The 23,312-nt window shown below is 28.3% G+C and carries 23 protein-coding genes and 1 pseudogene; 7 read left to right on the forward strand and 17 right to left on the reverse strand.

Features of this window, described 5'->3' with window-relative positions; genetic code table 11:
- Nucleotides 1–182: 182 nt before the first annotated feature.
- Entirely contained in the window at nt 183–500 is a 318-nt protein-coding gene (locus tag ACLVEP_RS00520) for a cyclic nucleotide-binding domain-containing protein (RefSeq protein WP_412582134.1), read from the reverse strand.
- 55 nt (nt 501–555) lie between these two features.
- Nucleotides 556–1,530: an IS1595 family transposase gene (locus ACLVEP_RS00525; protein ID WP_257360652.1), complete on the reverse strand. Its 975-nt coding sequence runs from the start codon at nt 1,528–1,530 to the stop codon at nt 556–558.
- Nucleotides 1,531–1,770: 240 nt separating this feature from the next.
- Between ACLVEP_RS00525 and ACLVEP_RS00530 the strand changes: the two genes are divergently transcribed.
- A complete protein-coding gene (locus ACLVEP_RS00530) occupies nt 1,771–3,087 on the forward strand; it encodes an MATE family efflux transporter (protein WP_412582135.1) in 1,317 nt (438 codons plus the stop codon).
- A gap of 27 nt (nt 3,088–3,114) precedes the next feature.
- Here the strand turns inward: ACLVEP_RS00530 and ACLVEP_RS00535 are convergent, their stop codons facing one another.
- The 4 genes from ACLVEP_RS00535 to ychF all read right to left on the reverse strand — a co-directional run bounded on the left by ACLVEP_RS00535 (nt 3,115) and on the right by ychF (nt 7,208).
- The gene (locus ACLVEP_RS00535) at nt 3,115–3,693 is read right to left on the reverse strand and encodes a nuclease-related domain-containing protein (protein ID WP_412582136.1); all 579 of its coding nucleotides are present in this window, start codon (nt 3,691–3,693) and stop codon (nt 3,115–3,117) included.
- A gap of 40 nt (nt 3,694–3,733) precedes the next feature.
- Nucleotides 3,734–5,248, reverse strand: a complete 1,515-nt coding sequence (locus ACLVEP_RS00540; protein WP_412582137.1) for an LCP family protein — start codon at nt 5,246–5,248, stop codon at nt 3,734–3,736.
- A gap of 98 nt (nt 5,249–5,346) precedes the next feature.
- Nucleotides 5,347–6,108 (reverse strand): class B sortase, encoded by a 762-nt coding sequence (srtB, locus tag ACLVEP_RS00545; RefSeq protein ID WP_412582138.1) that lies wholly within the window; start codon nt 6,106–6,108, stop codon nt 5,347–5,349.
- Nucleotides 6,108–7,208 (reverse strand): redox-regulated ATPase YchF, encoded by a 1,101-nt coding sequence (ychF, locus tag ACLVEP_RS00550; RefSeq protein ID WP_318000388.1) that lies wholly within the window; start codon nt 7,206–7,208, stop codon nt 6,108–6,110. Before ychF ends, srtB begins: the two co-directional genes overlap by 1 nt.
- A 120-nt stretch (nt 7,209–7,328) precedes the next feature.
- Here ychF and ACLVEP_RS00555 point away from each other — a divergent pair, with 120 nt between their 5' ends.
- From ACLVEP_RS00555 to ACLVEP_RS00565, 3 genes are all read left to right on the forward strand, one after another.
- Complete coding sequence (locus tag ACLVEP_RS00555; protein WP_412582139.1) at nt 7,329–7,550, forward strand: Smr/MutS family protein; 222 nt, start codon at nt 7,329–7,331, stop codon at nt 7,548–7,550.
- Nucleotides 7,550–8,020, forward strand: a complete 471-nt coding sequence (locus tag ACLVEP_RS00560) for a phosphatase PAP2 family protein (RefSeq protein WP_412582140.1) — start codon at nt 7,550–7,552, stop codon at nt 8,018–8,020. The genes ACLVEP_RS00555 and ACLVEP_RS00560 overlap by 1 nt, the downstream gene beginning before the upstream one ends.
- Nucleotides 8,021–8,106: 86 nt before the next feature.
- A complete protein-coding gene (locus tag ACLVEP_RS00565) occupies nt 8,107–9,042 on the forward strand; it encodes a hypothetical protein (RefSeq protein WP_412582141.1) in 936 nt (311 codons plus the stop codon).
- 13 nt (nt 9,043–9,055) lie between these two features.
- Here ACLVEP_RS00565 and ACLVEP_RS00570 read toward each other — a convergent pair whose 3' ends face one another.
- Complete coding sequence (locus ACLVEP_RS00570; protein WP_412582142.1) at nt 9,056–10,489, reverse strand: LTA synthase family protein; 1,434 nt, start codon at nt 10,487–10,489, stop codon at nt 9,056–9,058.
- Between the two features lie 112 nt (nt 10,490–10,601).
- Between ACLVEP_RS00570 and ACLVEP_RS00575 the strand changes: the two genes are divergently transcribed.
- Complete coding sequence (locus tag ACLVEP_RS00575; RefSeq protein WP_412582143.1) at nt 10,602–11,390, forward strand: HAD family hydrolase; 789 nt, start codon at nt 10,602–10,604, stop codon at nt 11,388–11,390.
- 35 nt (nt 11,391–11,425) lie between these two features.
- On the opposite strand, the gene ACLVEP_RS00580 is transcribed toward ACLVEP_RS00575, so the two are convergent.
- From ACLVEP_RS00580 to ACLVEP_RS00600, 5 genes are all read right to left on the reverse strand, one after another.
- On the reverse strand, nt 11,426–11,968 hold the full coding sequence (locus tag ACLVEP_RS00580; RefSeq protein ID WP_412582144.1) for a GNAT family N-acetyltransferase: 543 nt from the start codon (nt 11,966–11,968) through the stop codon (nt 11,426–11,428).
- Between the two features lie 133 nt (nt 11,969–12,101).
- Nucleotides 12,102–12,290: a DUF951 domain-containing protein gene (locus tag ACLVEP_RS00585; protein WP_022002571.1), complete on the reverse strand. Its 189-nt coding sequence runs from the start codon at nt 12,288–12,290 to the stop codon at nt 12,102–12,104.
- A 2-nt stretch (nt 12,291–12,292) separates the two neighbouring features.
- Nucleotides 12,293–13,141: a bifunctional methylenetetrahydrofolate dehydrogenase/methenyltetrahydrofolate cyclohydrolase FolD gene (gene folD, locus ACLVEP_RS00590; protein WP_412582145.1), complete on the reverse strand. Its 849-nt coding sequence runs from the start codon at nt 13,139–13,141 to the stop codon at nt 12,293–12,295.
- A 90-nt stretch (nt 13,142–13,231) separates the two neighbouring features.
- Nucleotides 13,232–14,509, reverse strand: a complete 1,278-nt coding sequence (locus tag ACLVEP_RS00595) for a PTS sugar transporter subunit IIC (protein WP_412582146.1) — start codon at nt 14,507–14,509, stop codon at nt 13,232–13,234.
- 31 nt (nt 14,510–14,540) lie between these two features.
- Nucleotides 14,541–15,152 (reverse strand): hypothetical protein, encoded by a 612-nt coding sequence (locus tag ACLVEP_RS00600; RefSeq protein WP_032090968.1) that lies wholly within the window; start codon nt 15,150–15,152, stop codon nt 14,541–14,543.
- Nucleotides 15,153–15,204: 52 nt separating this feature from the next.
- Here ACLVEP_RS00600 and ACLVEP_RS00605 point away from each other — a divergent pair, with 52 nt between their 5' ends.
- Complete coding sequence (locus ACLVEP_RS00605; RefSeq protein ID WP_412582147.1) at nt 15,205–15,891, forward strand: MurR/RpiR family transcriptional regulator; 687 nt, start codon at nt 15,205–15,207, stop codon at nt 15,889–15,891.
- Nucleotides 15,892–15,973: 82 nt separating this feature from the next.
- Here ACLVEP_RS00605 and ACLVEP_RS00610 read toward each other — a convergent pair whose 3' ends face one another.
- The 4 genes and pseudogenes from ACLVEP_RS00610 to ACLVEP_RS00625 all read right to left on the reverse strand — a co-directional run bounded on the left by ACLVEP_RS00610 (nt 15,974) and on the right by ACLVEP_RS00625 (nt 20,053).
- Complete coding sequence (locus ACLVEP_RS00610; RefSeq protein ID WP_412582148.1) at nt 15,974–17,392, reverse strand: NAD(P)/FAD-dependent oxidoreductase; 1,419 nt, start codon at nt 17,390–17,392, stop codon at nt 15,974–15,976.
- Nucleotides 17,393–17,496: 104 nt separating this feature from the next.
- A pseudogene (locus ACLVEP_RS00615) lies at nt 17,497–18,344 on the reverse strand (histidinol-phosphatase HisJ family protein).
- On the reverse strand, nt 18,345–19,733 hold the full coding sequence (locus ACLVEP_RS00620; protein ID WP_412582149.1) for an ROK family protein: 1,389 nt from the start codon (nt 19,731–19,733) through the stop codon (nt 18,345–18,347).
- A gap of 17 nt (nt 19,734–19,750) precedes the next feature.
- A complete protein-coding gene (locus ACLVEP_RS00625; RefSeq protein WP_412582150.1) occupies nt 19,751–20,053 on the reverse strand; it encodes a PTS sugar transporter subunit IIB in 303 nt (100 codons plus the stop codon).
- A gap of 356 nt (nt 20,054–20,409) precedes the next feature.
- On the opposite strand from ACLVEP_RS00625, the gene ahpC reads away from it, so the two are divergent.
- The gene (gene ahpC, locus ACLVEP_RS00630; RefSeq protein WP_412582151.1) at nt 20,410–20,970 is read left to right on the forward strand and encodes an alkyl hydroperoxide reductase subunit C; all 561 of its coding nucleotides are present in this window, start codon (nt 20,410–20,412) and stop codon (nt 20,968–20,970) included.
- Between the two features lie 35 nt (nt 20,971–21,005).
- Here the strand turns inward: ahpC and ACLVEP_RS00635 are convergent, their stop codons facing one another.
- Nucleotides 21,006–23,123, reverse strand: coding sequence for a M28 family peptidase (locus ACLVEP_RS00635; protein WP_412582152.1), 2,118 nt, complete (start codon nt 23,121–23,123; stop codon nt 21,006–21,008).
- Nucleotides 23,124–23,312 lie beyond the last annotated feature (189 nt).

Below are 23,312 nucleotides of genomic sequence, written 5' to 3' on the forward strand. Positions count from 1 at the left end.
CCTTCTTTAATCAGTATATTCTCATCACAAAGCTTTTTTAATATTCTTTGTAGTTGTCTTCGACTACAGTGAAGATAGTTTATTGCTTCTTCAATACTTTTTAATGAATCCTCACAATAATAATGCATATAATGTAGAAAACGTTCTTCAACACTTTGATAAACAAATTGATTGGTTGAAGATTATTTTAATTTAGAAGCAATTGAGTTTAAAAGTGTATGTAAAAATTGGAGATCTTGATTAAGATTTTTTTTATACTCTTTCAAAGAAAGTGCTAAAGTTTTGACTTTTGTTTTTGCTTCTGCAAAAAACATTGGTTTTAAGTCATCAACAAATTCCATATCTCCTAAAATACATAATTCTTCACTTTGAGAAACAATTGTTTGTCTGCCTTCTTGATCAATAAAAGAAATCAATAATGTCCCTTCTAATACAAATTGAATATATTGTGTTTTTTCTAAAGGATTAATAATTGTTTCACCTTCTTCATATTCAATCACTATAAATTCATATTCCTTAGAAAAATAATTTCCTATTTTGTATTCTTCTTCTTAATTAACCATCTGACACATGTGCATAGTATGGTTCGGATAAATTGAGTACAGTAATAATTGCTTTTTTAGGACATGGATGTGATTTCAAAACATATTTCTGTATTTTGTTCATGAAGTTCTTTCCAGTATATCTATGGTTGAAACGCCATTCTTGTTCATTCAAAAACAAAGGTAAGTCACGTTTAGTTACTCCATGATATATACCAGTAATATTATTCTTTATATCACCAATTAATACATTAAGCCAATACAATCTATGATTTTCTTCATCATAGAGTATTTTTTCTGATTTTAATGTTATTTTATCAGTTAATCCTAAAAAAGTTGTTTTTCCATCAGTGTTTAGTATTCTTTCTTTTGAAAGTATTGCTTTTTTTGAGATGAATCTAACAATATTATTTGTACTATCTACAGCTACTGGCATTAATTTTAAAAATTTTGGATATTTATTTTCTTTATCTGTTGATAACATTACTAAAAAGGGTTGCTGTTCAGTAGCAACTCCTTGTTTGTGTTCTTCTTTACTTTTTGAGCCTATATAAGCAACGTCTGCTTCATAAAAAAAGCTGTCCAGAATTTTTTCACTGTTACTTTGGGACATAAGAATCCTACATTTTCTACAAAGTAATAGCGCTGTTTTATAATTTATTTCTAATTCATTAGCTAATTCAATCGCAGACAAACCTTTATTTGCCGTAAAAAAGAGATACATTCCTAAAATCAATTTATAAAGATCTAGCTTATTATCTTGAAATATAGTATTAGAAAGTAAGTAATGTTGATGACCACATTCTTTACATTGAAAGACATCACCTCTTTTAATGGAATAGTAATGTGTACATCCACATTTTTCACAGTAAAAGCCAACAGGCCATTTCATTTTAAAAAAGAATTTTACACATTCATCATGATTATTTGCATATTTTCTAGTTAAAGTAATTAAAGAATCCTTTTTTGGTTTTTGATTTTTAGCCATAGTATCCACCTCTTTAAGAAAAGTATATAATATTTTAAAGAAGTGATAGATTATACTCCTCGGTTTAAAGTGAGAATAACGGAGTTAAATCAAAAGATGTGTCAGATGGTTAATTAAGTTCTTCTTTTACTTTATTTATTAAATTTTTATCATAAATCTTTTTCATATCTTTATTGTGACACATGTCACAATAATTGACAAATCATTTTGTTATACTTCCCTAGAAAGAGAGGTATTTATATGAATAATAATGATTTATTTGAAAAAGCGCCCATATCTAAAGCTTATTTTAAACTTGCTTTACCTGTTGTATTAAGCATGGTTATTTCTTTAGTCTATAATATGGTTGATACATTTTTTGTGGCACAAACACAAAATACAAACCTTGTTGCCGGTGTTTCTCTATGTACCCCAATCTTTACCTTAATGATTGCTTTAGGAGATATCTTTGGCATTGGAGGAAGTTCTGTTATTTCTCGTTTGTTTGGACAAAAACAAGATGAAGAAGGAAAAAATGTCAGTGGGTTTTGTTTCTATGGAGCTATTGTTTGTGGACTTATTGTTTCAATTATTATGATGATTGCTAGAAAACCGATTTTAACACTGCTTGGAACAAATCAAGCAACGCTTCCTTATGCCAGTCAATATTATACTTACATGGCACTAGGTGCTACTTTGATTATTGTTTCCTTGACACCTAGTAATCTCATGAGAACAGAAGGATTGGCTACAGAATCCATGATTGGAACAATTACCGGTTCAATTGTTAATATGATTTTAGATCCTATTTTTATTCTTTATTTAAACATGGGAGCTGGAGGTGCAGCCATTGCTACTATTATTGGTTATTTTGCATCAGACCTTGTTTTTATTTATCTTACTTTAAAGAAAAGTAAAAAACTGTCTATTTCTTTAAAATATACACATATTACCAAAGATGAACTCATTTCTATTTTTACAATTGGTATTCCTGCTTCTATTACAAATTTAATGTCTAGCTTTGCAATGGCTATAACAAACAATTACTTAGTAGCCTTTGGAAATGATAAAGTAGCAGCCATGGGAATTGTATTAAAAATCAATATGATTGTTTTACTTGTCATGATTGGTTTTGCTTTTGGTGCACAACCTTTAATTGGTTATAATTATGGTGCTAAAAATACAAAACGTTTAAAAGAGATTATTAAATTTGATTTGCTGGTAGAAATTATTTTTGCTTTATGTACATCTATTACTTTAGCTTTATTTACACCATCATTTATTAAAATCTTTATGAATGATTCTACAATTATTCAATCAGGAACTTTAATGTTAAGATTTCTACTTTTATCTTCTCCTTGTGTAGGCATTATTTTAGTTTTTACAACTTTATTTCAATCAGAGGGTAAAGCACTTCCTGCTTTATTACTTTCTATAGGAAGACAAGGAGTTGTTTTTGTTATTTGTATTATTGTTTTATCTCATATATTTGGTTATTATGGCATTATTTGTAGTCAAACAATTGCTGATATCTTAACAGCAATCTTGGCACTTGTTTTATATAAAGTATCTCAATGATAAAAAGATATCTTGTAGGATATCTTTTTATTTTAATATATTTACAATCTTTTCTATTTGTTTTTTATTAAGCGTTTGTCCACCACGTGTATGTAATATACTATTTAATTCCCTTTCATTGTTAATCGTATAATCACTATCTATTGGACTATTCATATTGACAAATAATACATAACCATTTATCCATAAATCAATACCATAATACTTCAAATATTCTTTTAATAAATAAATTTCTCTTTTTAATTGTTTAATAGGATTTCTCACTTCTTTTACATATTCATTATTTCCACTACTTATTTTATACTTATTCCAATATTCATCATCTTCATTTCCTTCAAGTTCGCCACTATAGTTCTTTACTTCAAAAATAAAGACACCATTTTTATTGATAACAACATAATCTAATTCTGTTTCTCTTCCATGAACAACAATTTCTACATTATTAAAGAGAATATCTTGTTCATTGAGATATTGTTGAATCATTTTACCAGCAAGTATCTCTCCTTCTTTACCTGCTCTTTCTTTTCCATCTTCTTCAGTACGTGGCAATAAAAAAATCAGTAAAACGATTACGAGTAAAAATAACATTATTATTTCTATATTCATGATGATCACCTATATCATTATAACAAAAAAATTACAAGGTTTATGCACCTTGTAATCCTTTTATATCTTGATCAGTAATTCTTTTACCTGCTTCTATTTTATTAATAACTTTAATAATACCATTTAAAGACTTTTTATTTGGTTTAATAGTATCACACTTTTTACCTTTCATAGAATAAGTCTTATATGAAATTTCTGATTCTCCTGTAAGTTGAACATTATACATTTTCCATTTAGCCATATCATCTAATTGCATTTGAACAAGTGATTTTATATCTTCTGATGACATATTTGTTTCAAAGCATCCTTCTACAGCTTGTAAAATATTTGAATAATTTGTAATAATCTTAGGAGATATTGCTTTATTGATCATTGCTTTAAGTAATCTTTGTTGATTTCTTCCTCGATCAAAATCTCCTCTAGGTAAAGAATATCTTTCTCTAACAAAGCATAATGCTTTATCACCATTCATTTCATTAATTCCTTTTTTAATATGATAATGTCCATGTAAGGTTGTAAAATCATATGGTGAATCAATAATAACACCACCTAAAGCATCAATAATATTTGTAATTCCACTGAAATTTGTTTTAGCATAATAATTCACTTTTAAATCTAAGAAATCTTCTATTGTAGAAATCGTTTCATTAATTCCATACATTGCTGAATGGGTTAATTTATCCATTTTACCATTTTTATGCAAATTAACTTGTGTATCTCTAGGAATAGAAACAATTAATATTTGTTTTTGAATTGGTGAAACACATACTGCCAAATTAACATCAGCTCTTGAAATTGCTGAAACAGTACCATAAGTATCTATACCTGTCATATAAACAATAAATGGATTTTTAGTCACATTTGTTTCTTGTGTCACTGAATTCAATTTTTCTTGAATCTCTACTTTATATAAACTTTTTAAATTTTCAGAAATTCCTTCATGATTAGCCTCCAATAAAGCCATATAAGCATTATCAGCAACAATGACATCAACATCTTCATCCATAATAGCATCACCTAATGAAGAATAATCTTTATAATCTTTTGTTTGAAATTCTTTTTTTGTTTTATCTTCAATTTCAGCAATAGCCGATGTAATATTCTTTGATCCCTTTTCAGAAGCAATTCCAATTTCTGTATTATCCTCTATATCACTTAAACTTTGATAAATACTATCTTTTTTAACATACATACAAATAACTCTTGTTTGTGTAAAAGAACCTGTAATATTAGATAAAAAACTATTTCCTTTAAATGCCATTACTGAAACAAATCCTAAAGCAATACTTAAAGCTAATGATAAAAGTTTTCCAAAAACTAATCTTGTATATTTATTTTCTCTCTTTTTCTTTCTAATACCTGATTTAATTAATATTGAACTTAAAAGCCATAATAGAAAAATAACAACTACAAGCGCAATAAAATACTTAAATGGTAACATTTTTAATATATAAATGCATCCTAAAAAGATGATTGAAACAATAAATTGTATTAACAATAAAATACGTCTTGAAAACAATTTAGACATAAAACTTCTTTTCTTTTTTTTAGCCATTAAAACACCCTCTTAACAGAAAACATTTTAGCACATAAAGATTACTTATTCAATTCAAGCTAAAAGACATAAAACAACAAAAAGAACTAGATTTAACTCTAGTTCTCCATCTTTTCATTTACAGGATCAATTCCTTTTCTTTGTAAAATTGCATGTACAACATTTCTTTTACCACTTTCACTTCCTGCAGAAGTACATGTTGATAAAGTAATCACTGATTGTACTTGAGATTGATCAAAATCTACATTAATAGAAGATGTTTTAACCATTTCTTGTACAAATGAAGCTGTATCAACAATATGTGTATTATATAAAACACTTGATTCAGAAATAATATGTCCTACAACTACTTTATATTGGCTTACTGTCCCATCTGGTAAATAGATATAAATATAAGGATGTTTTTTAGCAAAGCTTTGGTCTGTATATGATTTAATATTATTAAACATTGAACCATTTTTCATATTATGTCCATAAATAACTGTATTAAAATCATTAAATGGATCTTCATTTTCACTTGCTACAAAAATACTTCCTGCATTTAATTTTTTATGATCTATATCACTATGAATATAAGTATCATTTGTTTCACCTTGTAAAACAGGATAATTAACATTCGTATCTGGAATTTGAATCCATGCTTTTACATCTTTATTTCTTTGTAAAAGCTCATCCCAATTAATTTGTAAGTAACTTTCTTTTTCTTCAGGATCAGTTTCTTTTGTATAATCTTTAGCAATTTCACCATAATCATCATCTATTTTTTTATAATTCAAATAAATATTAACTAAATTATAAGCCGAATAACAAAATACACAAACACAGACAGTCAGTAAAATATATCTAATTGCTTTTTTCATTATACATTAAATTTAAACAACATGATGTCTCCATCTTGACCTACATATTGTTTACCTTCTTGTCTAATTTTTCCAGCTTCTTTTAAAGCTTGTTCACTACCATATTTTACTAAATCATCAAAACTATAAGTTTCTGCTTTAATAAAACCTCTTTGGAAGTCACTATGAATAATTCCTGCCATTTCTGGAGCAGTCATTCCTTCTTTAAATGTCCATGCTCTTACTTCTTGTACTCCAGCTGTAAAATAAGTTCTAAGACCTAATAAGCTATAAGCTTCTTTAATTAATTTATCAAGACCACTTTCTTCAATACCAAGATCTTGCATAAACATATCTTTTTCTTCTTTATCCATTCCTACTAATTCAGCTTCAATCTTTGCACAAATAGGAACAACATCGCTTCCTTCTTCTTTCGCAAATTCTAAAACTTGAACATAATATGGATTTTGCATTGGATCTTCTAAATCTTCTTCACCTAAATTAGCTACATAGATTAATGGTTTCATTGTAAGTAAAGTATATTGTTTTACAATTAACATTTCTTCTTTATCAAATTCAATACTTCTTGCTGGTTTATTAGCTTCTAATGCTGGTTTTAATTTATTTAAAACATTCATTTCAGCTTTAGCATCTTTATCTCCTGATTTAGCTTTCTTTTCTAAACGTCCAATACGTTTTTCAACTGTTTCTAAATCAGCCATGATCAATTCTAAATTAATTGTTTCAATATCTCTAATAGGATCTACATCACCATCAACATGTGTAACATCCTTATCTCTAAAACATCTTACAACTTCACAAATTGCATCTGTTTCTCTGATATTTCCTAAGAATTTATTACCTAATCCTTCTCCTCTACTTGCACCTCTTACAAGACCTGCAATATCCGTAAATTCGAAAGTTGTTGGAACTGTTTTTTTAGGTTCAATCATTTCTGTTAATTTATCTAAACGATAGTCTGGTACTTCTACGACACCTACATTTGGATCAATTGTCGCAAACGGATAGTTTGCTGCTTCTACTTGTGCATTTGTAATTGCGTTAAATAATGTTGATTTACCTACATTTGGTAATCCTACAATACCTGCTGTTAATGCCATCTTTTTCACTCCTCTTTTTTTACCTCTTTATTGTAATGAAAAATACCCATAAAAGCAATATTTTCGTTTTGTCATTTTTTTTCATTTAGAATTATTTTATAATATCAAAGAGGTGATTTCATGTTATCAACTATAGACTTACACGGATGTAGTCAAAGTGAAGCAAAAGTAAAACTAGATCATTTTTTAAAAGGAACTTCTATTGTTAAAGAGGTCACTGTGATTCATGGATATTCTTCTTCTATTCTTTTAAACTATGTTAGAAAAACATATTCACATCCAAGAATTGAAAGAAAAATATTGACACTTAATAAAGGAGAAACAGTTTTTATCTTAAAATAATGGAAAAATTTTATCAAAATAATCTCAATTTCATCCGTCAACATCATTTAGATAAAATATGTGTTGTACTTGCTAAGACAACACCTTATCTTACTGCAATACTTTACGCACTAACACTTTTAATATTATTTATCAATCATTCATCAAAATTATTAATAACAATTATTAAACCATTAAGTTCTTTTTTAATTGTAACAATCATTAGAAAACTCTATGATCGTCCACGTCCATGTATAACATTTAATATTGAACCACTTGTAGGTCATAAAACTGGAGAATCATTTCCTAGTCGTCATACTGTAAGTGCTTTTGCAATTGCTTTTGCCTTATTAAATATTAATATTTATTTAGGAGTCATTGCTTTAATTATTGCATGTATTGTAGGGTTATCAAGAATTATTTGTGCTGTTCATTTTATAAGCGATGTTCTTTGTGGTTTTTTAATTGCATTTATCATTTATTTAATATAACGAAATTTTTATTTCGTTATTTTTTTACTAAAATAAAAAGAAAAACATCAAAAAATTGTCTATATAATAATAGGAGGAAAAATTATATGGATAAAGTATTAGAAATCACATCAAATGATCATATCATCATGATTGATAAACTCTGTAAAAGAATATTAGGTCATCCAGAAATTTTAGGAAGAATTATCAAAGGTTTTATTAAAGAAGCTAAAGATGTATCTCTAGAAGAAATCATTGGAATAATTAAAGGAAATGATGGTTTTCAACAATTAAATAATGTAATAGATATTCCCTATCATGGAAAAGTAGAATTCGATTATTTCTGTTATATCAACTTACCACAAAAAGAGGGTACATCAAAAAGAATCTATCTAGATGTTGAAATACAAAATGTAGAAAATCCAGGCTATGCTCTATTAACAAGAGGAAATGATTATCTTTCAAGAATGATTACCAGTCAAAATGGTAAAGAATATGATTATCGAAATTATGATGGAATGAAAAAAGCCTATGTGATATGGATACTGCCACAGGCAGCTAGAAAAAGAGATGGACATGTTAATCGTTATAAAACAACTGAAGAAAATATCAGTGGAGCAACAATTGAAAGGTTAGATAGCTATGATAAAAATGAACAGATTATGATATACTTAAATAAAGATCATAAGCTAGAAGACAAGTATGAAAGCAGTGATTGGATAAAGACACCATTAGTCATATTTTTTAATAATACATACGATCTTTTAGTAAAAAAAGATGTCATGAAAAAATATAAATTTAAAGAAATAGAGAAGGAGGTTGAAAAGATGTGTAATTTAGGAGAAATGATAGCGAGAGAGAATATAGAAAAAGGACATTCTATGGGATTGGAACAAGGACTTGAACAAGGACAAAAATTAGAAAGAATTACATCGATTAAAAATTTAATGAAAAAAATGGCAATACCATTAGATAAAGCGATGGACTTATTAGATTTATCCAGCGTAGAAAAGGAAGAAATGAAAAAATATTTTCAATCTTAAAAGAACGTGCAAATTACACGTTCTTTTGTTTATTAATTAATATTTTACGATAAAATCGAGAGTATTTAGTGACTTCACTATTAATTTTCTTTACCCCATATTTTTCTAAAAGTGTTTTTTCATCACTAAATAAGTTTGTTCCTAATCCTAGATGTTCACCTTTGATCTTGACTCCTAAACTCGCAAGAATTGTTGGATAAAAATCAAAGATAGCAAATTTTCTATTTTTAGGTTGAAGAGGTTCAATTGCACTATTAATAAAACAATTATAAGGGGTACGTAAATAGTTTTTATCTAAGTGCTTAAAGAATTTTTCAGACATACTTTTATGATCGCCTGTAATAACAATTGTTGTATTTTCATACCATTCTTGTTTTTGACACCATCTTACAAAAGCTTCCACTTGTCTTGATTGACAACTAATAACATTAGCGTATTGACTATCATATTCATGTTTACACTCGTCACAAATATACCCATCTGGTGTATGGGTATCAATTGTCACAAGCTCCATAAAAAATGGTTGATTACTTTTAGACATTTCTGTTAAATCTTCTTTCGCAAATTCAAAGACTTTTTTATCTTCAAAGCCCCAAAAAACATGATAATCTTGAGGAAGTCTTCCATCTTTCTTTAAAGAAGTCGTATCTTCTATTTTAAAATTTCCATGTTGTTTATAAAAATTAGAGGTACAACCAAAGTTTGCATCTGATCCCATTAAAATTCGATTTTGATAACCTTGTTTTTCTAATATTTCACCAAGTGTATAACATCCTGATAAAAATGAAGAATTTTCATCATATTTATCTTTAGAAAGTGGAAATAAAAGTGGAATTCCAGCTTCTTGTGCAACCATTGAAGCAATAGTCCATTGTGTTCCTTCAATAGTATAAGAACCCCCTATTTTATTCGAGTGTGAAAAATTAATATTTTCTTTTGCAAGCTTACCTAATTCTTTAATATAATTATTTTCTTCTTGTCCTCCATCTTCTTTAGAAAGATACGTATTTTCTACAGATTCTAAATAAATATGAATTAAATTTCTTTTTTCTTTAAATTCTAATTCAACATTTTGAGGATCTACATAATGTTCTTCATAAAGTTTAGATGTTCTAACCATATCAAAAACATACGTAATAATTTGATAATTAATTAATGCGTAAAGTAATGTTCCAAGAATTAAAACAGTAATACAAATACCTTGATAATCAAATAAAAAAACAAGTGGTGTTTTATATAATAAAAATACTCCTATTAAAGTTGTTAAAAATGCTGGGGGGGCACAATTTAAAAACCAATCTTTAAAAATACCTTCATCTGTTCCATCACATGGAACCACCATGTGATAAATCATTTGATTTAAGGTTTTTACTGAAAAAGTACGATTTCCCCATAAAATACTAAAGATTACTAACATTACAATAAATAAAATTATTATTAAACTCATATCATCATTCCTTTTTATTGGTTCATTCTATCATAATTTTTTATAAAGAGCGAGAAACAAAATACCCTTTTTTTCGATTATTCGTTATAATACTTACGAAGGAGTAAAAAAAATGAAAGATAGAAAATTATTATTTTTTGATATTGATGGTACATTATTGAGTGAAAAAACTCATACTGTTCCTCAAAGCGCTAAAGAAGCTTTAAAAAAAGCTAAAGAAAATGGACATCTCATTTTTATTAATACAGGTAGACCGATTTCTACAATCGATCAAGAGATTCATGATTTAAATCCTGATGGTTATATTTGTGGATGTGGAACATATATCACTTATCATGACCAAATAATCTATCATCATCAATTATCTAAAGAAAGATGTAAAGAAATTGCATCTCTTATAAAAAAATATGAAATTGATGCTGTTTTAGAATCAAAAGATCATGTTTATTTTAATACCCATATTAAAAATTCTTTTGTTCAAGGAATTCAAGAAAGATATACAAATAATGGTTTCAATGTTTCAACAAGTGAAGATCCAAATCTTTCCTTTGATAAATTTACTATTTGGTTTGATCATGATATTCAAGCCTTTAGAAATAATATTTCTCAAGATTTCGATATTATTGAACGTAGTGAAGAAATGTGGGAAATCGTACCAAAGAATCACTCAAAAGCTACAGGTATTCAAACTGTTGCAGATGATTTTAAAAGCGATTTAGATCATTGTTATGTCTTTGGAGATTCTTTCAATGATGAAAGTATGTTACGTTATGTTAAACATTCTATTGTTATGGCTAATGGTGTACAAGCTATGAAAGATATTGCTTATTTTGTGACAAAAGATATTGAAGATGATGGTATTGCTTATGCTTTAGAAAAACTTGATCTTATTCAAGATTAAAAAAGCCTGCTTGGCAGGTTTTTTCATTTATTATATTAATCTAACTTACATAACATAATGCCTGGATTTTCTTCAAATGCTTTAAATCCCATTTTTTCATAAAATCTAACCGCACGTTTATTATTTGTATCAACTAAAACACATATACCAGGTACTTTTTCCTCTTTTAAAACTTCAAATAAAGCTTGCATTAATTTTGAACCCACTCCATTACCTGTATATTCTTCTAATATATCAATATGAATATGTGCTGGATATTCAGGATAAAAACGTTCCATTTCACGATTAGAAGTAGGAAATCTTTCTGCCTTTACTTCATCTAATTCTTTTAAAGTCAAATAATAAGGATATGCATTTTTTTCATAAGCCTTTAAATCCTTGGCACATAAAATATAACCACACACCTCATCTAAATCATTTTTAAGTATTAAGCATATTTCTTTATCAATATAAGGATCACAATATAAAGCTAATGTTGCCTTTTTAGCATTATCATCTTTATATCTAGATGTTGATTGAGAAATACATACATTTTGTACTTGTTGTTTATATTTTGGTTCATATTTAATTATTTCCATTTTTTCTTCCAAAAAGAACTATTTCAAGTTCTTCCCTTTCATTTTTATCATTCAAATTATTACATAAAAATGACTATATCATCAAGCTCTTAATATTCCTAAAAAAAAGAGTATTTATGAAATTTCATAAATACTACTCTACATGTTCTACAACTTTTTTTAAACGTTTTTCAAAATCACGTCTAGAAAACATAACAATGGCATTACATCCTAAACATTTAATTTTAATATCAGCACCCATTCTTACAATCTTCCATTGATTTGATTTTTTACATGGATGTTGTTTCTTCATTTCTACAATATCATTTAATTGATAATCCATAATTATTCTCCTTGATGATGATAAAATGCTTCTAAAGTATTTTGTAATAACATTGTAATCGTCATTGGTCCAATTCCTCCTGGAACAGGAGTGATTGCATAAACTTTATCTTTTACATCTTCAAAATCGACATCTCCACAAAGTTTATTGTTTTCATCACGATTAATACCAACATCTAAAACAACAGCACCTTCTTTAACATAGTCACTATTGATCATTTTAGCTCTACCTACTGCTGCAATTAAAACATCTGCTCTTTGACAAACTTCTTTTAAATTTTTTGTTTTACTATGAGCGATTGTCACAGTAGCATTTTTTTGTAAGCATAAAAGCGCTACTGGTTTTCCTACAATGTTACTTCTTCCCACAACAACAACTTCTTTTCCTGTCAAATCATAGTTGATTTCATCTAATAAAACCATCATTCCTTTAGGTGTACATGGTACTAAGCTTCTTTGTCCTAAAAATAACTTAGCCACATTTTCTGGATGAAAACCATCTACATCTTTTGATGGATCAATGGCTTCTAAAACTTTATCTTCATTAATATGATCTGGTAAAGGTAATTGTACTAAAATTCCATCAACTGTTTCATCTTCATTTAATTGTTTGATTTCATTTAAAAGTTCTTCTTCACTAAAAGTTGCATCATGTGTGATTTTTAAAGAATCAATGCCTATATAAGCACAACCTCTTTCTTTATTTCTCACGTATACTTGGCTTGCTTGATTTTCCCCTACTAAAATAACAGCAAGTTTTGGTAAACGGTTATATTTATTTTTTATTTGTTCAACTTCTTCTTTTAGTTGATCTTTAATCTTTGTTGAAATTTCTTTTCCACTAATAATCATAATATGTCCCCCTCATATTATTTATGATTATATAGGAAGAAAGGGCCAAATTCAATAAAAAAGGTATAAGCCAAAGCCTATACCTCTTGATTATTCACCTTCGTGAGCTAAAGTATTTTTTTCATATACTTTAAAGAATGGATAGTATACAACCACAGAAATAGCAATCAATACGAACATGAAAATAACATTTCTAATATCCAACGCTGATAAGAACCCTTGTGCAAAGAATGGTGTAAAAGATGGATCAACAATATAACCTAAAGAAACAAGTCCCATACTTTGAACAAGATATCCAAGACCTGATGAAATACATGGCATAATTAAAAATGGAATTGATAAAATTGGATTTAATACAATTGGTGTACCAAAAATAATTGGTTCATTAATTCCACAAATTCCTGGTAAAACACTTAAACGTCCAATTGAACGAATATGTTTTGATTTTGATTTACACATTAATAAAACAAGTCCTAAAGTATTACCAGCACCACCAAGTAAAACATATCTAAACATTTGTAAGTTGATTAAAGCTGTTGGATCTTTTCCAGCATTAACAAGTTCTGCATTTACCCCAGTATTTGCAATACATAAAGCAAAAACAATTGGGAAGACAATAGAAGAACCATTAATTCCAAATAACCATAAAATATTTGAGAATAAATAAATTCCCATAAACATCCAAATATTATCAACACCTGAAATAGCTGGTGTTAAAATTGACATAATAAAATCTGGTAAGTTTTTACCTGTTCCTGCCATTAAAGCAACATTTAAACCATAAATAATAATAATATTAGCAGCAAGCGGTAATAAACTATTTACAAAATCAGTAACTGCACTTGGTACACTTGCTGGAAATGAAATAACAAGTTTACTACTTACAAAACGTGAAATTTCTACTGAAACTAAAGCAATAATAATAGCAACAAATAAACCATCAGCTCCTAAATAACTTGTTGAAATACCACCATCTTTTAATGGTGCTGACACCATTAAGAAAGTACACATAGCAATAATTCCATAAACAGCTGATTTCATTTGATAACTTTCTGCTAAACAATAAGCAATACCAAAAGCAGAAATTAAGCCAACCAATCCCATTGTGTAATTATATGGTAATGTAAGTACATCATAGTTAGCAACTGCAAATTGTTTCCAACCTATTAAAGCTTTTAAAAAGATGTTTCCTGTATGTAAATCAACTAAATCTAAATTAATTGGTGGATTCGCAACAATCAAAAATAATGATCCTATAACGATTAATCCAAGTGGCATCATCATTCCTGATGAAATTGCTTGTAGATGTCTTTGTTGTGCGAGTTTATTCGCAAAAGGCTCTAATATCTTCTCTAATTTTTCTATCATTCTATATTCCCCTCAAACTATAATTTATCTATTAAAATTGCCAACCATTAAATGTAAAGGCTGTATCTACGACATTTTCTGGATCGTATTCTTCTAAAATTTTTGCATAACGTTCTTTATAATCATTATCTACTTCCATTTGTGGAATAACTTTGCTTGCTTCATGTAAGAAATGGAAAGAATCACGTCCCATTGCTTTTCCTCTTACTGTATGTTTATCTAAAGCAACATCAGGAATTTCTGGGAATTTACCCATTGCAAATGATTTAATACAAATATTTTTTAATAAATCGCTTGAACGATCTTTTTGACAGCTACATAAGTAACGAATTGCATGAATGAAATACATTGGTTGATCACCATCTGCATATTCAAAGTTTTTAGACATTTGATAGAGATTATTGACTAGAACTGCAGCCATTGGATCTCCCATTCCAATATCTTCTACTGAAATTGTAAGTAAACGTCTCCACATTTTTTCTAATAATTGTGGTGAAGAAATATACATTTCATAAGCAAACATACATGCATCTTCTTCTTTGGCACGTCTAATTGATTTTTGCAAAGCAGAAATAACCTCATCTCCTGCATAGCCATTTTTTGTAACGATTTTTGACCAAGGGTCGTACATTGCTTTTGCCATTTTTCTTGCTCCTTTATTTTTTCTATGACATAATTATTGCGAGGTGAAACTTATGAATATTGATCATTTAAAAGATAAATTTGATTTAAACGAATTAGAAGTCTCTTTATTGGAATATATTAAGAAAAATCAAAAACGATTGAAAAACATTACCATTAGACAAATGGCAAAAGATAATTTTACATCAACTTCTGCCATCTATCGTTTATGTAATAAATTAGAATTTAGTGGTTATAGTGACATGATTTATCATCTATCTAGCAACACTCATAATAATGCTCCTGCTCAAAAATACGAAAACTATTTACCTCATTTTATTCAATTATTAAATAAACATAAAAATAGTAAAATCGTTGTTTTTGGTATGGGATTTTCAGCTCCAATTGCTGATTACATTTCACAAAGATTAACTCTTAATGGCTTTTGTGCCATGAGTGTTGTTCATATGGAAATGTTAGATGTTAATTTTCAAGACTCAACCTTTTTCATTGTCATCTCTAATTCAGGAATTACAACAAGGCTTGAAGAAGTCGTTAAAACAGCTAAAAATAATCATATTGATATCATTACTTTTACTGGTAATGAAAAATCAAAAATAAGTCAATATGCCACTTTACCTATTATCATCGGTCACTATAATCCTTTTTACCATGATAACCTTGTTCCAAATGCTTTCTTTGGACAAGTTCTCATTATTTTTGAATCTCTTCTCTATTCTTTTTTGTCCTCAAAAAAATAATATACTTTCATCTCTTCGATTAAAATAATTTATTAAGATAAAAAAACATGTTTTCATTTTTGAAACATGTTTTTCTTTTTTACTATTTAATATTTTCAACAATATGTCTTGCGACTAAGATACCATTTGCACCAGCTTGAGCAAGTCCTCTTGTAAGACCAGCACCATCACCAGCAACATATAAATCAGCAATTTCAGATTCAAAACCTTCTTTTACTTTTGGTCTTGCTGAATAGAATTTTGCTTCTACACCATATAATAAAGTATGTTCATTCGCAATTCCTGGTGTAACATTATCTAATGCTTCAATCATTTCAATAATTGATTTCATCGTATTGTATGGTAACACAAGTCCTAAGTCTCCAGGTACTGCTTCTGGTAAAGTAGGATCTGTATATCCTTCTTTTAATCTCTTATATGTTGTTCTTCTTCCACGTTTGATATCTCCATATCTTTGAACAATAACTGAACCATTTGATAATTTATTCGCTAATCTTGAAATTTCATGGGCAAATTCATTTGGTTCATTGAATGGTTCACTAAATGTATGAGATACAAGTAAAGCAAAGTTTGTATTTTTACTTCCAAGTTTTGGATCATGATAAGCATGACCATTAGCAAGCATTGTTCCACTATGGTTTTCAATAACAACATGACCACTAGGATTTGAACAGAAAGTTCTTACTTTTGTTCCTACTGAAGTATTGTAAACAAATTTACCTTCATATAAGTTCTTATTAATTTCTTCCATAACAATATTGCTTGTTTCTACACGAACACCAATATCTACTTGATTATTATAAAGTTTTAATCCTTGATTTGATAAAACTTTTGTAAGCCATGCTGAACCATCTCTACCAGGCGCTAAAACAACTTTTTTAGCGTGAATTGTTCTTCCATCTTCTAAAACAATTCCAGTTGCGTGATGATCTTCAACAATAATATCTTGAACAGATGTTTTAAATTGTAAATCCATATGTTGTTTTAATTCATTAGACATTTCTGTCATAATTCTTAAGTTTTCTTCTGTTCCTAAATGTCTTACTTTTGCTCTTAAAAGTTTTAATCCAACCGCATATCCACGGTGTTCAATTTCTTTTACTTTATCTGTTGTTGGATCTGTAATTTCTTTAGTAGCTCCATGTTTTAAATAAAGGTTATCTACATAATGAATGACATCTTCTACTTCATCATTACTTAAGTAATCAGTTAACCAACCACCGAATTCACTTGTAATATTAAATTTACCATCAGAGTAAGCACCCGCTCCACCAAAACCATCAGTAATAGAACACGCTGGGATACATCCAGGTTCACGATCTTTATGAACTGGACATTGTTTGATCTTTTTATCTTTAATAGGACAATGTCTATTCATAACATCATGTCCTTTATCTATAAGTAATACTTCTAATTCAGGATTTTTTAAATATAATTCGTAACATGTCATAATTCCTGCTGGACCTGCACCAACAACGATTACATCATAATTTTCTTTCACTTTTTTCTCCTTCAATTTCCAAAAATATCCAAACCTTTCACATTATAGACGACTCTTTCTTATATCGCAAGTATTTACATGTTTTTTTATTTCGCAAAATGTTTTTATAGTTGATGAAAGATTGGTTTCATTTTTTCAAATGTACAAAAAGAATCAAAACCTATTTCTTTTAATAATTCTTTTGCTTCATCAATATAAGCTCCTAAATGTTCTATCTTATGACTATCACTACCAATCGTAATAATCTTTCCACCTAATTCTTTATAAAGCTTTAAAATATCTCTAGATGGTTGTGAATCTTTTAAACCATAACGATGACTTGAGGTATTAACTTCAATTCCTTTTCCATCATGAATTACAATTTCTAATATTTCTTGAATCATTGGTTTGATTTTTTCAAAAGGATAAGGACCATTTTCATCATATCTTATAATTAAATCAAGATGTCCTAAAACACTATAGTCTTTATAATTTTTAATCACATCTAATATTTCCTTATAATAACGTTCATTATATTCTTGTTGTGTTCTTCCTCTTTGAAAATCTTGTGTCCAAAATTCTTTATCTTCTACTTGATGACAAGATAAGATAATAAAATCAAAAGGATATCGATTAAAGAGTTTTTGATAAAGATCAATCGTATGCATTTGCATACCAAATTCCATACCTTGTTTAATAACAATTTCAGGATATTTTTTTTCAATAATGCTATCTTTTCAAAATACTTTGGATAATCCACATTTGCAAGTGGCATCTTTTCCGGTTCACCTGGTCCACCTTTTCTATAAAGCATACCCCTTGGATCATCAAAATCTCTTTTAATACCATAATCTACATGATCTGTAAAACAAATTTCATCCATATTCATCTTGATTGCATCTTTAATAACATCTTCCATTAAATAATCAGAATCATCACTAAATTCTGTATGCACATGATAATCTGTAAACATTTAATCTACCTCCTTCAAACATAAATACATCTGCCCTATTAACATATATTCTATCACATTATTTACTTTAATTAATTTAGGAATTTGATGTTGTGGCATCAATTCCTTTATTTTTTCCTCTAATACTTTAAAATCAGGTAATAATTCACTAAAGATTACAATCACTTCAGGTGCCACAAGGTACATTGTAGTAAGAATAATTTTACTTACTATTTCCAATGTTCCTTCTGGTGTTTTAGAAAGTTCTTCTTGTTTTTTAGAAAGTTCTAAAGGTAAATATGAAACTTCTCCTGCTAAATTACAAAAGCCTTCAATCAATTTACCATTAATAATGAGTCCTGCCCCTGCTTTTAAAGAAATTGCTTGAAACAAGAAAAAAAGATTCTTATTTTCAAAATGTGTTGCATAATATCCAACTGCTGCTGTATTTATATCATTATATAATTTTATTGATTGCTTATAGCATTGTTTCAATTTTTCTTCAATGTTTTCATTTTCAACACCACTTATATAAGTTGAAGTAACCTTTCCTGCATCAACAATTCCTGGCAATGAAAGACTAATTGTAGAAAGTTTTTGGTATTGAATGATAAGTGTATCTAATAAATCATAGATATCTTGGATATGAATTTTATATTTAATAGTTTCATTTTGAAATAAGACTTTCCCTTGTACATAAATACGATAAGCAATATGAATACGTTCTTTATTTTTAAAAATTGTTAAACAAGCTATTTGTTGTTTATTCTTAATATCTAGCTTTAAGTCATTTTCTTTTTCTTGAACATGCACTATTTTTTTACTCTTTGAATTTTCAATCATCTTAAGCAATGTTCCTACATCATAACGAGCAAAAACAAGTGGAGGTATTTTCATAACAACCTGATCTTTTAAAATACTTTGAACTTGTGCATGTAAATAAGAAATTTGTGGTGCTAAGAAAATGAAATCAAATTGTTGACCAATTTGATAGAGCTGGTTATAACCTACCGCACTAACTTCTATTGTATTTTTTAGTAATTTACTTGCTTTATTGATTTCTTGAGCAAAGTAACTTGTTGTTAAACCTCCACTACAACATAATAGAACTTTTGTTTTTGCTTCATAATCTAGTTTTAATAAACATGTAATCATTTCATTAAATAAAGAAACTGCGTGTTTAAGCGTATTCATTTGAAAATGTAAATAAAAATCAAGTTCTTCTCTTTTTTTAGAAGTGACTTTTAATTCAATAATACAATATAAATTAAAAGTCACTTCAGCAATACCATATGATGATTCTATTTGAACAATATCTTTATATTCTTTAATTCTATAATTTGGACTTTTTTGGATACAAATCCATTTTTTAAAAATATCCATATATAAATCTTTATAAAATTCATCCAAAAGAATCATCCCCTTTGTTATTTATTTCCTACAATTTCTAATGCTTTCTTTAAAACATTGGTCCCATTCATAAGTCCATAATCTTTCATATCAATGACTTCAATAGGTGTTTTATCTGTTGCCTTTTTTAGTTGTGGTAGACAATGTCTTACTTGTGGACCTAACATGACAACATCCCAATCATTAATAGCTTTTTCAGCTTGAGTAAGTGGAAATGCTGCTACTTCAAGTTCTATTCCTTGTTCCTTTGCTGCTCTTTCAATTTTAGATACCAACATGCTTGTTGACATCCCTGCATTACAAACTAACATTAATTTCATTTTTAAATTCCTCCTTCAACTACACACTTATTCTAACAAGTAAATAAATTGATTTCTTTTATGTAAAACATTTTGGAAAGTCTTTATCTATTTCTTTTTAAAATAAATAAAAATCATGAAAAGTTCTTTTCAAACACAAAAAAAGCCTCTCGGCTCTCTTTGATATATATAATTGGGAAGGGAATATGAAAAACTATTCATATTGTAAAAGGTTGTTTCATCTTTTACATCTTTAATATACCCAGCTTTTGTGAACTCTATGCAACTTTTTTGTGTCAAACATGTAAAGAATTACTGTGAATTATGTGATGATAATCTTAAGTCTTTATTCACATACTTTAGATGGAGGTGATTTTGTGTCTTTACTTTATAAAGAAGTAGATGATTTTGAAGTTTATGCTTATCATCAAAAACAATTTAAAAAAGTCACAAAAAAGGATTTACTAGGAAAATGGACTTTATTTTTCTTTTATCCTGCTGACTTTACTTTTGTTTGTCCTACTGAACTTGAAGATTTACAAGAAAAATATCAAGAATTCAAAAAAGTAAATTGTGAAATTTATGCCATTTCTACAGATACTCATTTTGCTCATAAGACATGGCATGATATTTCTAAAAATATTTCTAAAATAGAATATCCAATGATTGGTGATCCTACACATACACTTACCTATGATTTTGATGTCTTTGATGAAAATGATGGTTTAGCTCAAAGAGGAAGTTTTATTATTGATCCTGAAGGTAAAATCGTTGTCTATGAAGTCAATGCTGGAAATGTTGGTAGAAATGCCGATGAACTTTTAAGACGTTTACATGCCTGTCAATTTGTATATGAACATGGGGATAATGTTTGTCCTGCTAAATGGAAATTAGGTGAAAAGACGATTCAAACAACTATTGAAAATATTGGTAAATAGAAAATGACTGTTTTTTGACAGTCATTTTCTACATCTTAGTATTCTAAAAGCTTATTTGTTAATTCATTCATTGCTTGAATTACTTGTGTAACTTCTTCATTTAAATATACTTCTTGATTTTTGATTTCTTCTTGATAAATATTAATTTCATCTGCAAAATCAGGATTTTCTTGTTCTGCTTTTTCAAAGATTCCTAATAAAGCAGGATATGTTTTAGCAAATTTAAATTGTCTATTTGTTGTCCAAAAAACATTATTTGGATTTGTTTCTTCACTTAATCTTCTTTGTGCTCTTAAGTTTGATTCTACAGAGAAATCATAAAAACCATATTCAGATCCACCATTTATATGCCAAGCTAAATCTAAAGCTCCATCTTTATCATTAGAAATATTTCCTTTTTCCAATGCTTGAATAATATCATTGAATAATTCAATATTTTCTTGGTATTGTGCAAATGATGTTGTAATCGTAGAAGATAATTCAATACCAATAAAATGATCTTGAATATACTTAAAAGCTTCATGAAGCTTAAGATTTAATTCTCTTCCTTCTTTTCTAAGAGCATCCTTTTCTTTTTCAGTCTTAGCATCAGCAAAACGTTTATTTATATTCTCAATTTTTTTATTTACTTTAACTGTAGCTTTCTTTAAAGAATTTAAAGATTGATTATATTGACTTACATCAATTCCTGCTTTTTTAGCAATATCTTCATTTAATACATTTAAATCATCGACCGCCGCTGTTAAATCCAACTTCATAACAGGGGCTTGATCTAACCAAATAGCAAGCATTCCATATGTATTGATATTAGTTGTCATAACTTCACGTGAATAAGTTGAAGGATTATTTGATTTTGTATGATAATGCATTTGAATCCATCCTTTTTCACCTTTAGATGTTCCTGGAACATTCACAAAATAAGGAACTCCAGCATGACGATAAGAAACTCCATCTTCCATTGTATTTGCATCTACAGAAGTGTCATTGATTCCTTTAGGATAAATATTATCTTCTGGATCAATTGCAATTTCATTTACAAATTGTTTAACTGCTGAGGCATATTCTGGAACACAAGATATTTCCATTTGATTAGCTCCATCATAAAATGCTGGTAATTCAAAATTAAGCATTGCTATTGTTTTTTGTGCCCATTCTGGATGAACTGTATTAATCATTTCCCAAGCGCCTGTTGTCCAATCATATTCAGTATTAGCTGCACCCCATTCTTCTGAACCATGTGCAATAAATAAAATATCATTTTCAGGTGTATAATTACTTTCTTTCATTGCTTTAGCAATAGCCATAATTAAACCAATCGCACAACTATCATCTTGAAATGATCTAAAATAAATATCATAATGACCAGAAATAATAATTTGTTGTTTTGAAGATTTTCCTGGTATCTTTCCTACAACATTGTATGAAACACCATCATCTAAAGAATAGTCATTATCTATTTTTAGTGTTGTTTTATTATTTCCAGCTTTTAATGCTTTTTTTATACTTTTATAATTATTTTTTGAAATAGCCACCGTTGGAATTAAGTCATCACAACATACATCCTGTACATTAATTTGATCATCATCATAAGTTCCATAACCACCATTATCATACGTCACTAATGCTGCTGCTTTATGTAAAGCAGCTTCTTCCATATACATATCGATCCAAGCTACATTAAATTGATCTACACCAGCAAGAACAATCTTACCTTCAACATCTTTTCCTTCATAATCTGCTGCTGTTCCATTACCAACATCAACCATTTCAGCAACAATTCCTTCTTTTGAAGTTCCTGATAACTGATAGGATGCTGGCATCATTTGAATATCTGTTCCTTCTATTTTTAAAGAAGCTGAGTTAAATTGCCATTTATCTACAGTCACAGGAATTTTTTCTGTTTCTAATCCAATTTTTCCCATTTCCTTTTCAATATAATCAGCTGCTTTATGTTCAGCATCTGATCCTGCAGAACGATATCCTAACTCATTAGATAATAAATCATCATCTTCTGCTAATGTTTTAGAAATGTTGTAAGCATACTTTGCATCAACATTCTCTAAATAATGATCCATTGTTGTCTTTTTAGGCTTACACCCAGCCAATGAAACCATCATTGTTAAAACAATCAATAAACTTACCCTTTTTTTCATTCTCTATTTCCTCCCAAACAATAAAAAAGACAGATGTTTATACACACCTGTCTCATCATCATATTTTGAACTATCTGTAACAGAAATCCTACTTACTGACCATTTCATAAGGTATATATAAACACTTTACAAAACTGAGCTTTTAACTCAATCAATAAGGGCATATGCCCTTCCGTATTCCACTAAATA

It is taken from the genome of Faecalibacillus sp. (genome assembly GCF_047023275.1).
Lineage (GTDB): Bacteria > Bacillota_I > Bacilli_A > Erysipelotrichales > Coprobacillaceae > Faecalibacillus.

Bases quoted from the DNA above. Each gene is read 5' to 3' on its own strand.
- ACLVEP_RS00570 (WP_412582142.1), bottom strand. From the start codon at position 10,489: ATGAGTTTAATAATAATTTTATTTATTGTAATGTTAGTAATCTTTAGT.
- ACLVEP_RS00540 (WP_412582137.1), bottom strand. From the start codon at position 5,248: ATGGCTAAAAAAAAGAAAAGAAGTTTTATGTCTAAATTGTTTTCAAGA.
- folD (WP_412582145.1), bottom strand. From the start codon at position 13,141: ATGATTATTAGTGGAAAAGAAATTTCAACAAAGATTAAAGATCAACTA.
- ACLVEP_RS00565 (WP_412582141.1), top strand. From the start codon at position 8,107: ATGGATAAAGTATTAGAAATCACATCAAATGATCATATCATCATGATT.
- ACLVEP_RS00585 (WP_022002571.1), bottom strand. From the start codon at position 12,290: ATGGATTATCAATTAAATGATATTGTAGAAATGAAGAAACAACATCCA.
- ACLVEP_RS00555 (WP_412582139.1), top strand. From the start codon at position 7,329: ATGTTATCAACTATAGACTTACACGGATGTAGTCAAAGTGAAGCAAAA.
- ACLVEP_RS00605 (WP_412582147.1), top strand. From the start codon at position 15,205: ATGAATATTGATCATTTAAAAGATAAATTTGATTTAAACGAATTAGAA.
- ACLVEP_RS00535 (WP_412582136.1), bottom strand. From the start codon at position 3,693: ATGAATATAGAAATAATAATGTTATTTTTACTCGTAATCGTTTTACTG.
- ACLVEP_RS00600 (WP_032090968.1), bottom strand. From the start codon at position 15,152: ATGGCAAAAGCAATGTACGACCCTTGGTCAAAAATCGTTACAAAAAAT.
- ychF (WP_318000388.1), bottom strand. From the start codon at position 7,208: ATGGCATTAACAGCAGGTATTGTAGGATTACCAAATGTAGGTAAATCA.
- srtB (WP_412582138.1), bottom strand. From the start codon at position 6,108: ATGAAAAAAGCAATTAGATATATTTTACTGACTGTCTGTGTTTGTGTA.
- ACLVEP_RS00595 (WP_412582146.1), bottom strand. From the start codon at position 14,509: ATGATAGAAAAATTAGAGAAGATATTAGAGCCTTTTGCGAATAAACTC.
- ACLVEP_RS00530 (WP_412582135.1), top strand. From the start codon at position 1,771: ATGAATAATAATGATTTATTTGAAAAAGCGCCCATATCTAAAGCTTAT.
- ACLVEP_RS00625 (WP_412582150.1), bottom strand. From the start codon at position 20,053: ATGAAATTAATGTTAGTTTGTAATGCAGGGATGTCAACAAGCATGTTG.
- ACLVEP_RS00560 (WP_412582140.1), top strand. From the start codon at position 7,550: ATGGAAAAATTTTATCAAAATAATCTCAATTTCATCCGTCAACATCAT.
- ACLVEP_RS00575 (WP_412582143.1), top strand. From the start codon at position 10,602: ATGAAAGATAGAAAATTATTATTTTTTGATATTGATGGTACATTATTG.
- ACLVEP_RS00635 (WP_412582152.1), bottom strand. From the start codon at position 23,123: ATGAAAAAAAGGGTAAGTTTATTGATTGTTTTAACAATGATGGTTTCA.
- ACLVEP_RS00525 (WP_257360652.1), bottom strand. From the start codon at position 1,530: ATGGCTAAAAATCAAAAACCAAAAAAGGATTCTTTAATTACTTTAACT.
- ACLVEP_RS00580 (WP_412582144.1), bottom strand. From the start codon at position 11,968: ATGGAAATAATTAAATATGAACCAAAATATAAACAACAAGTACAAAAT.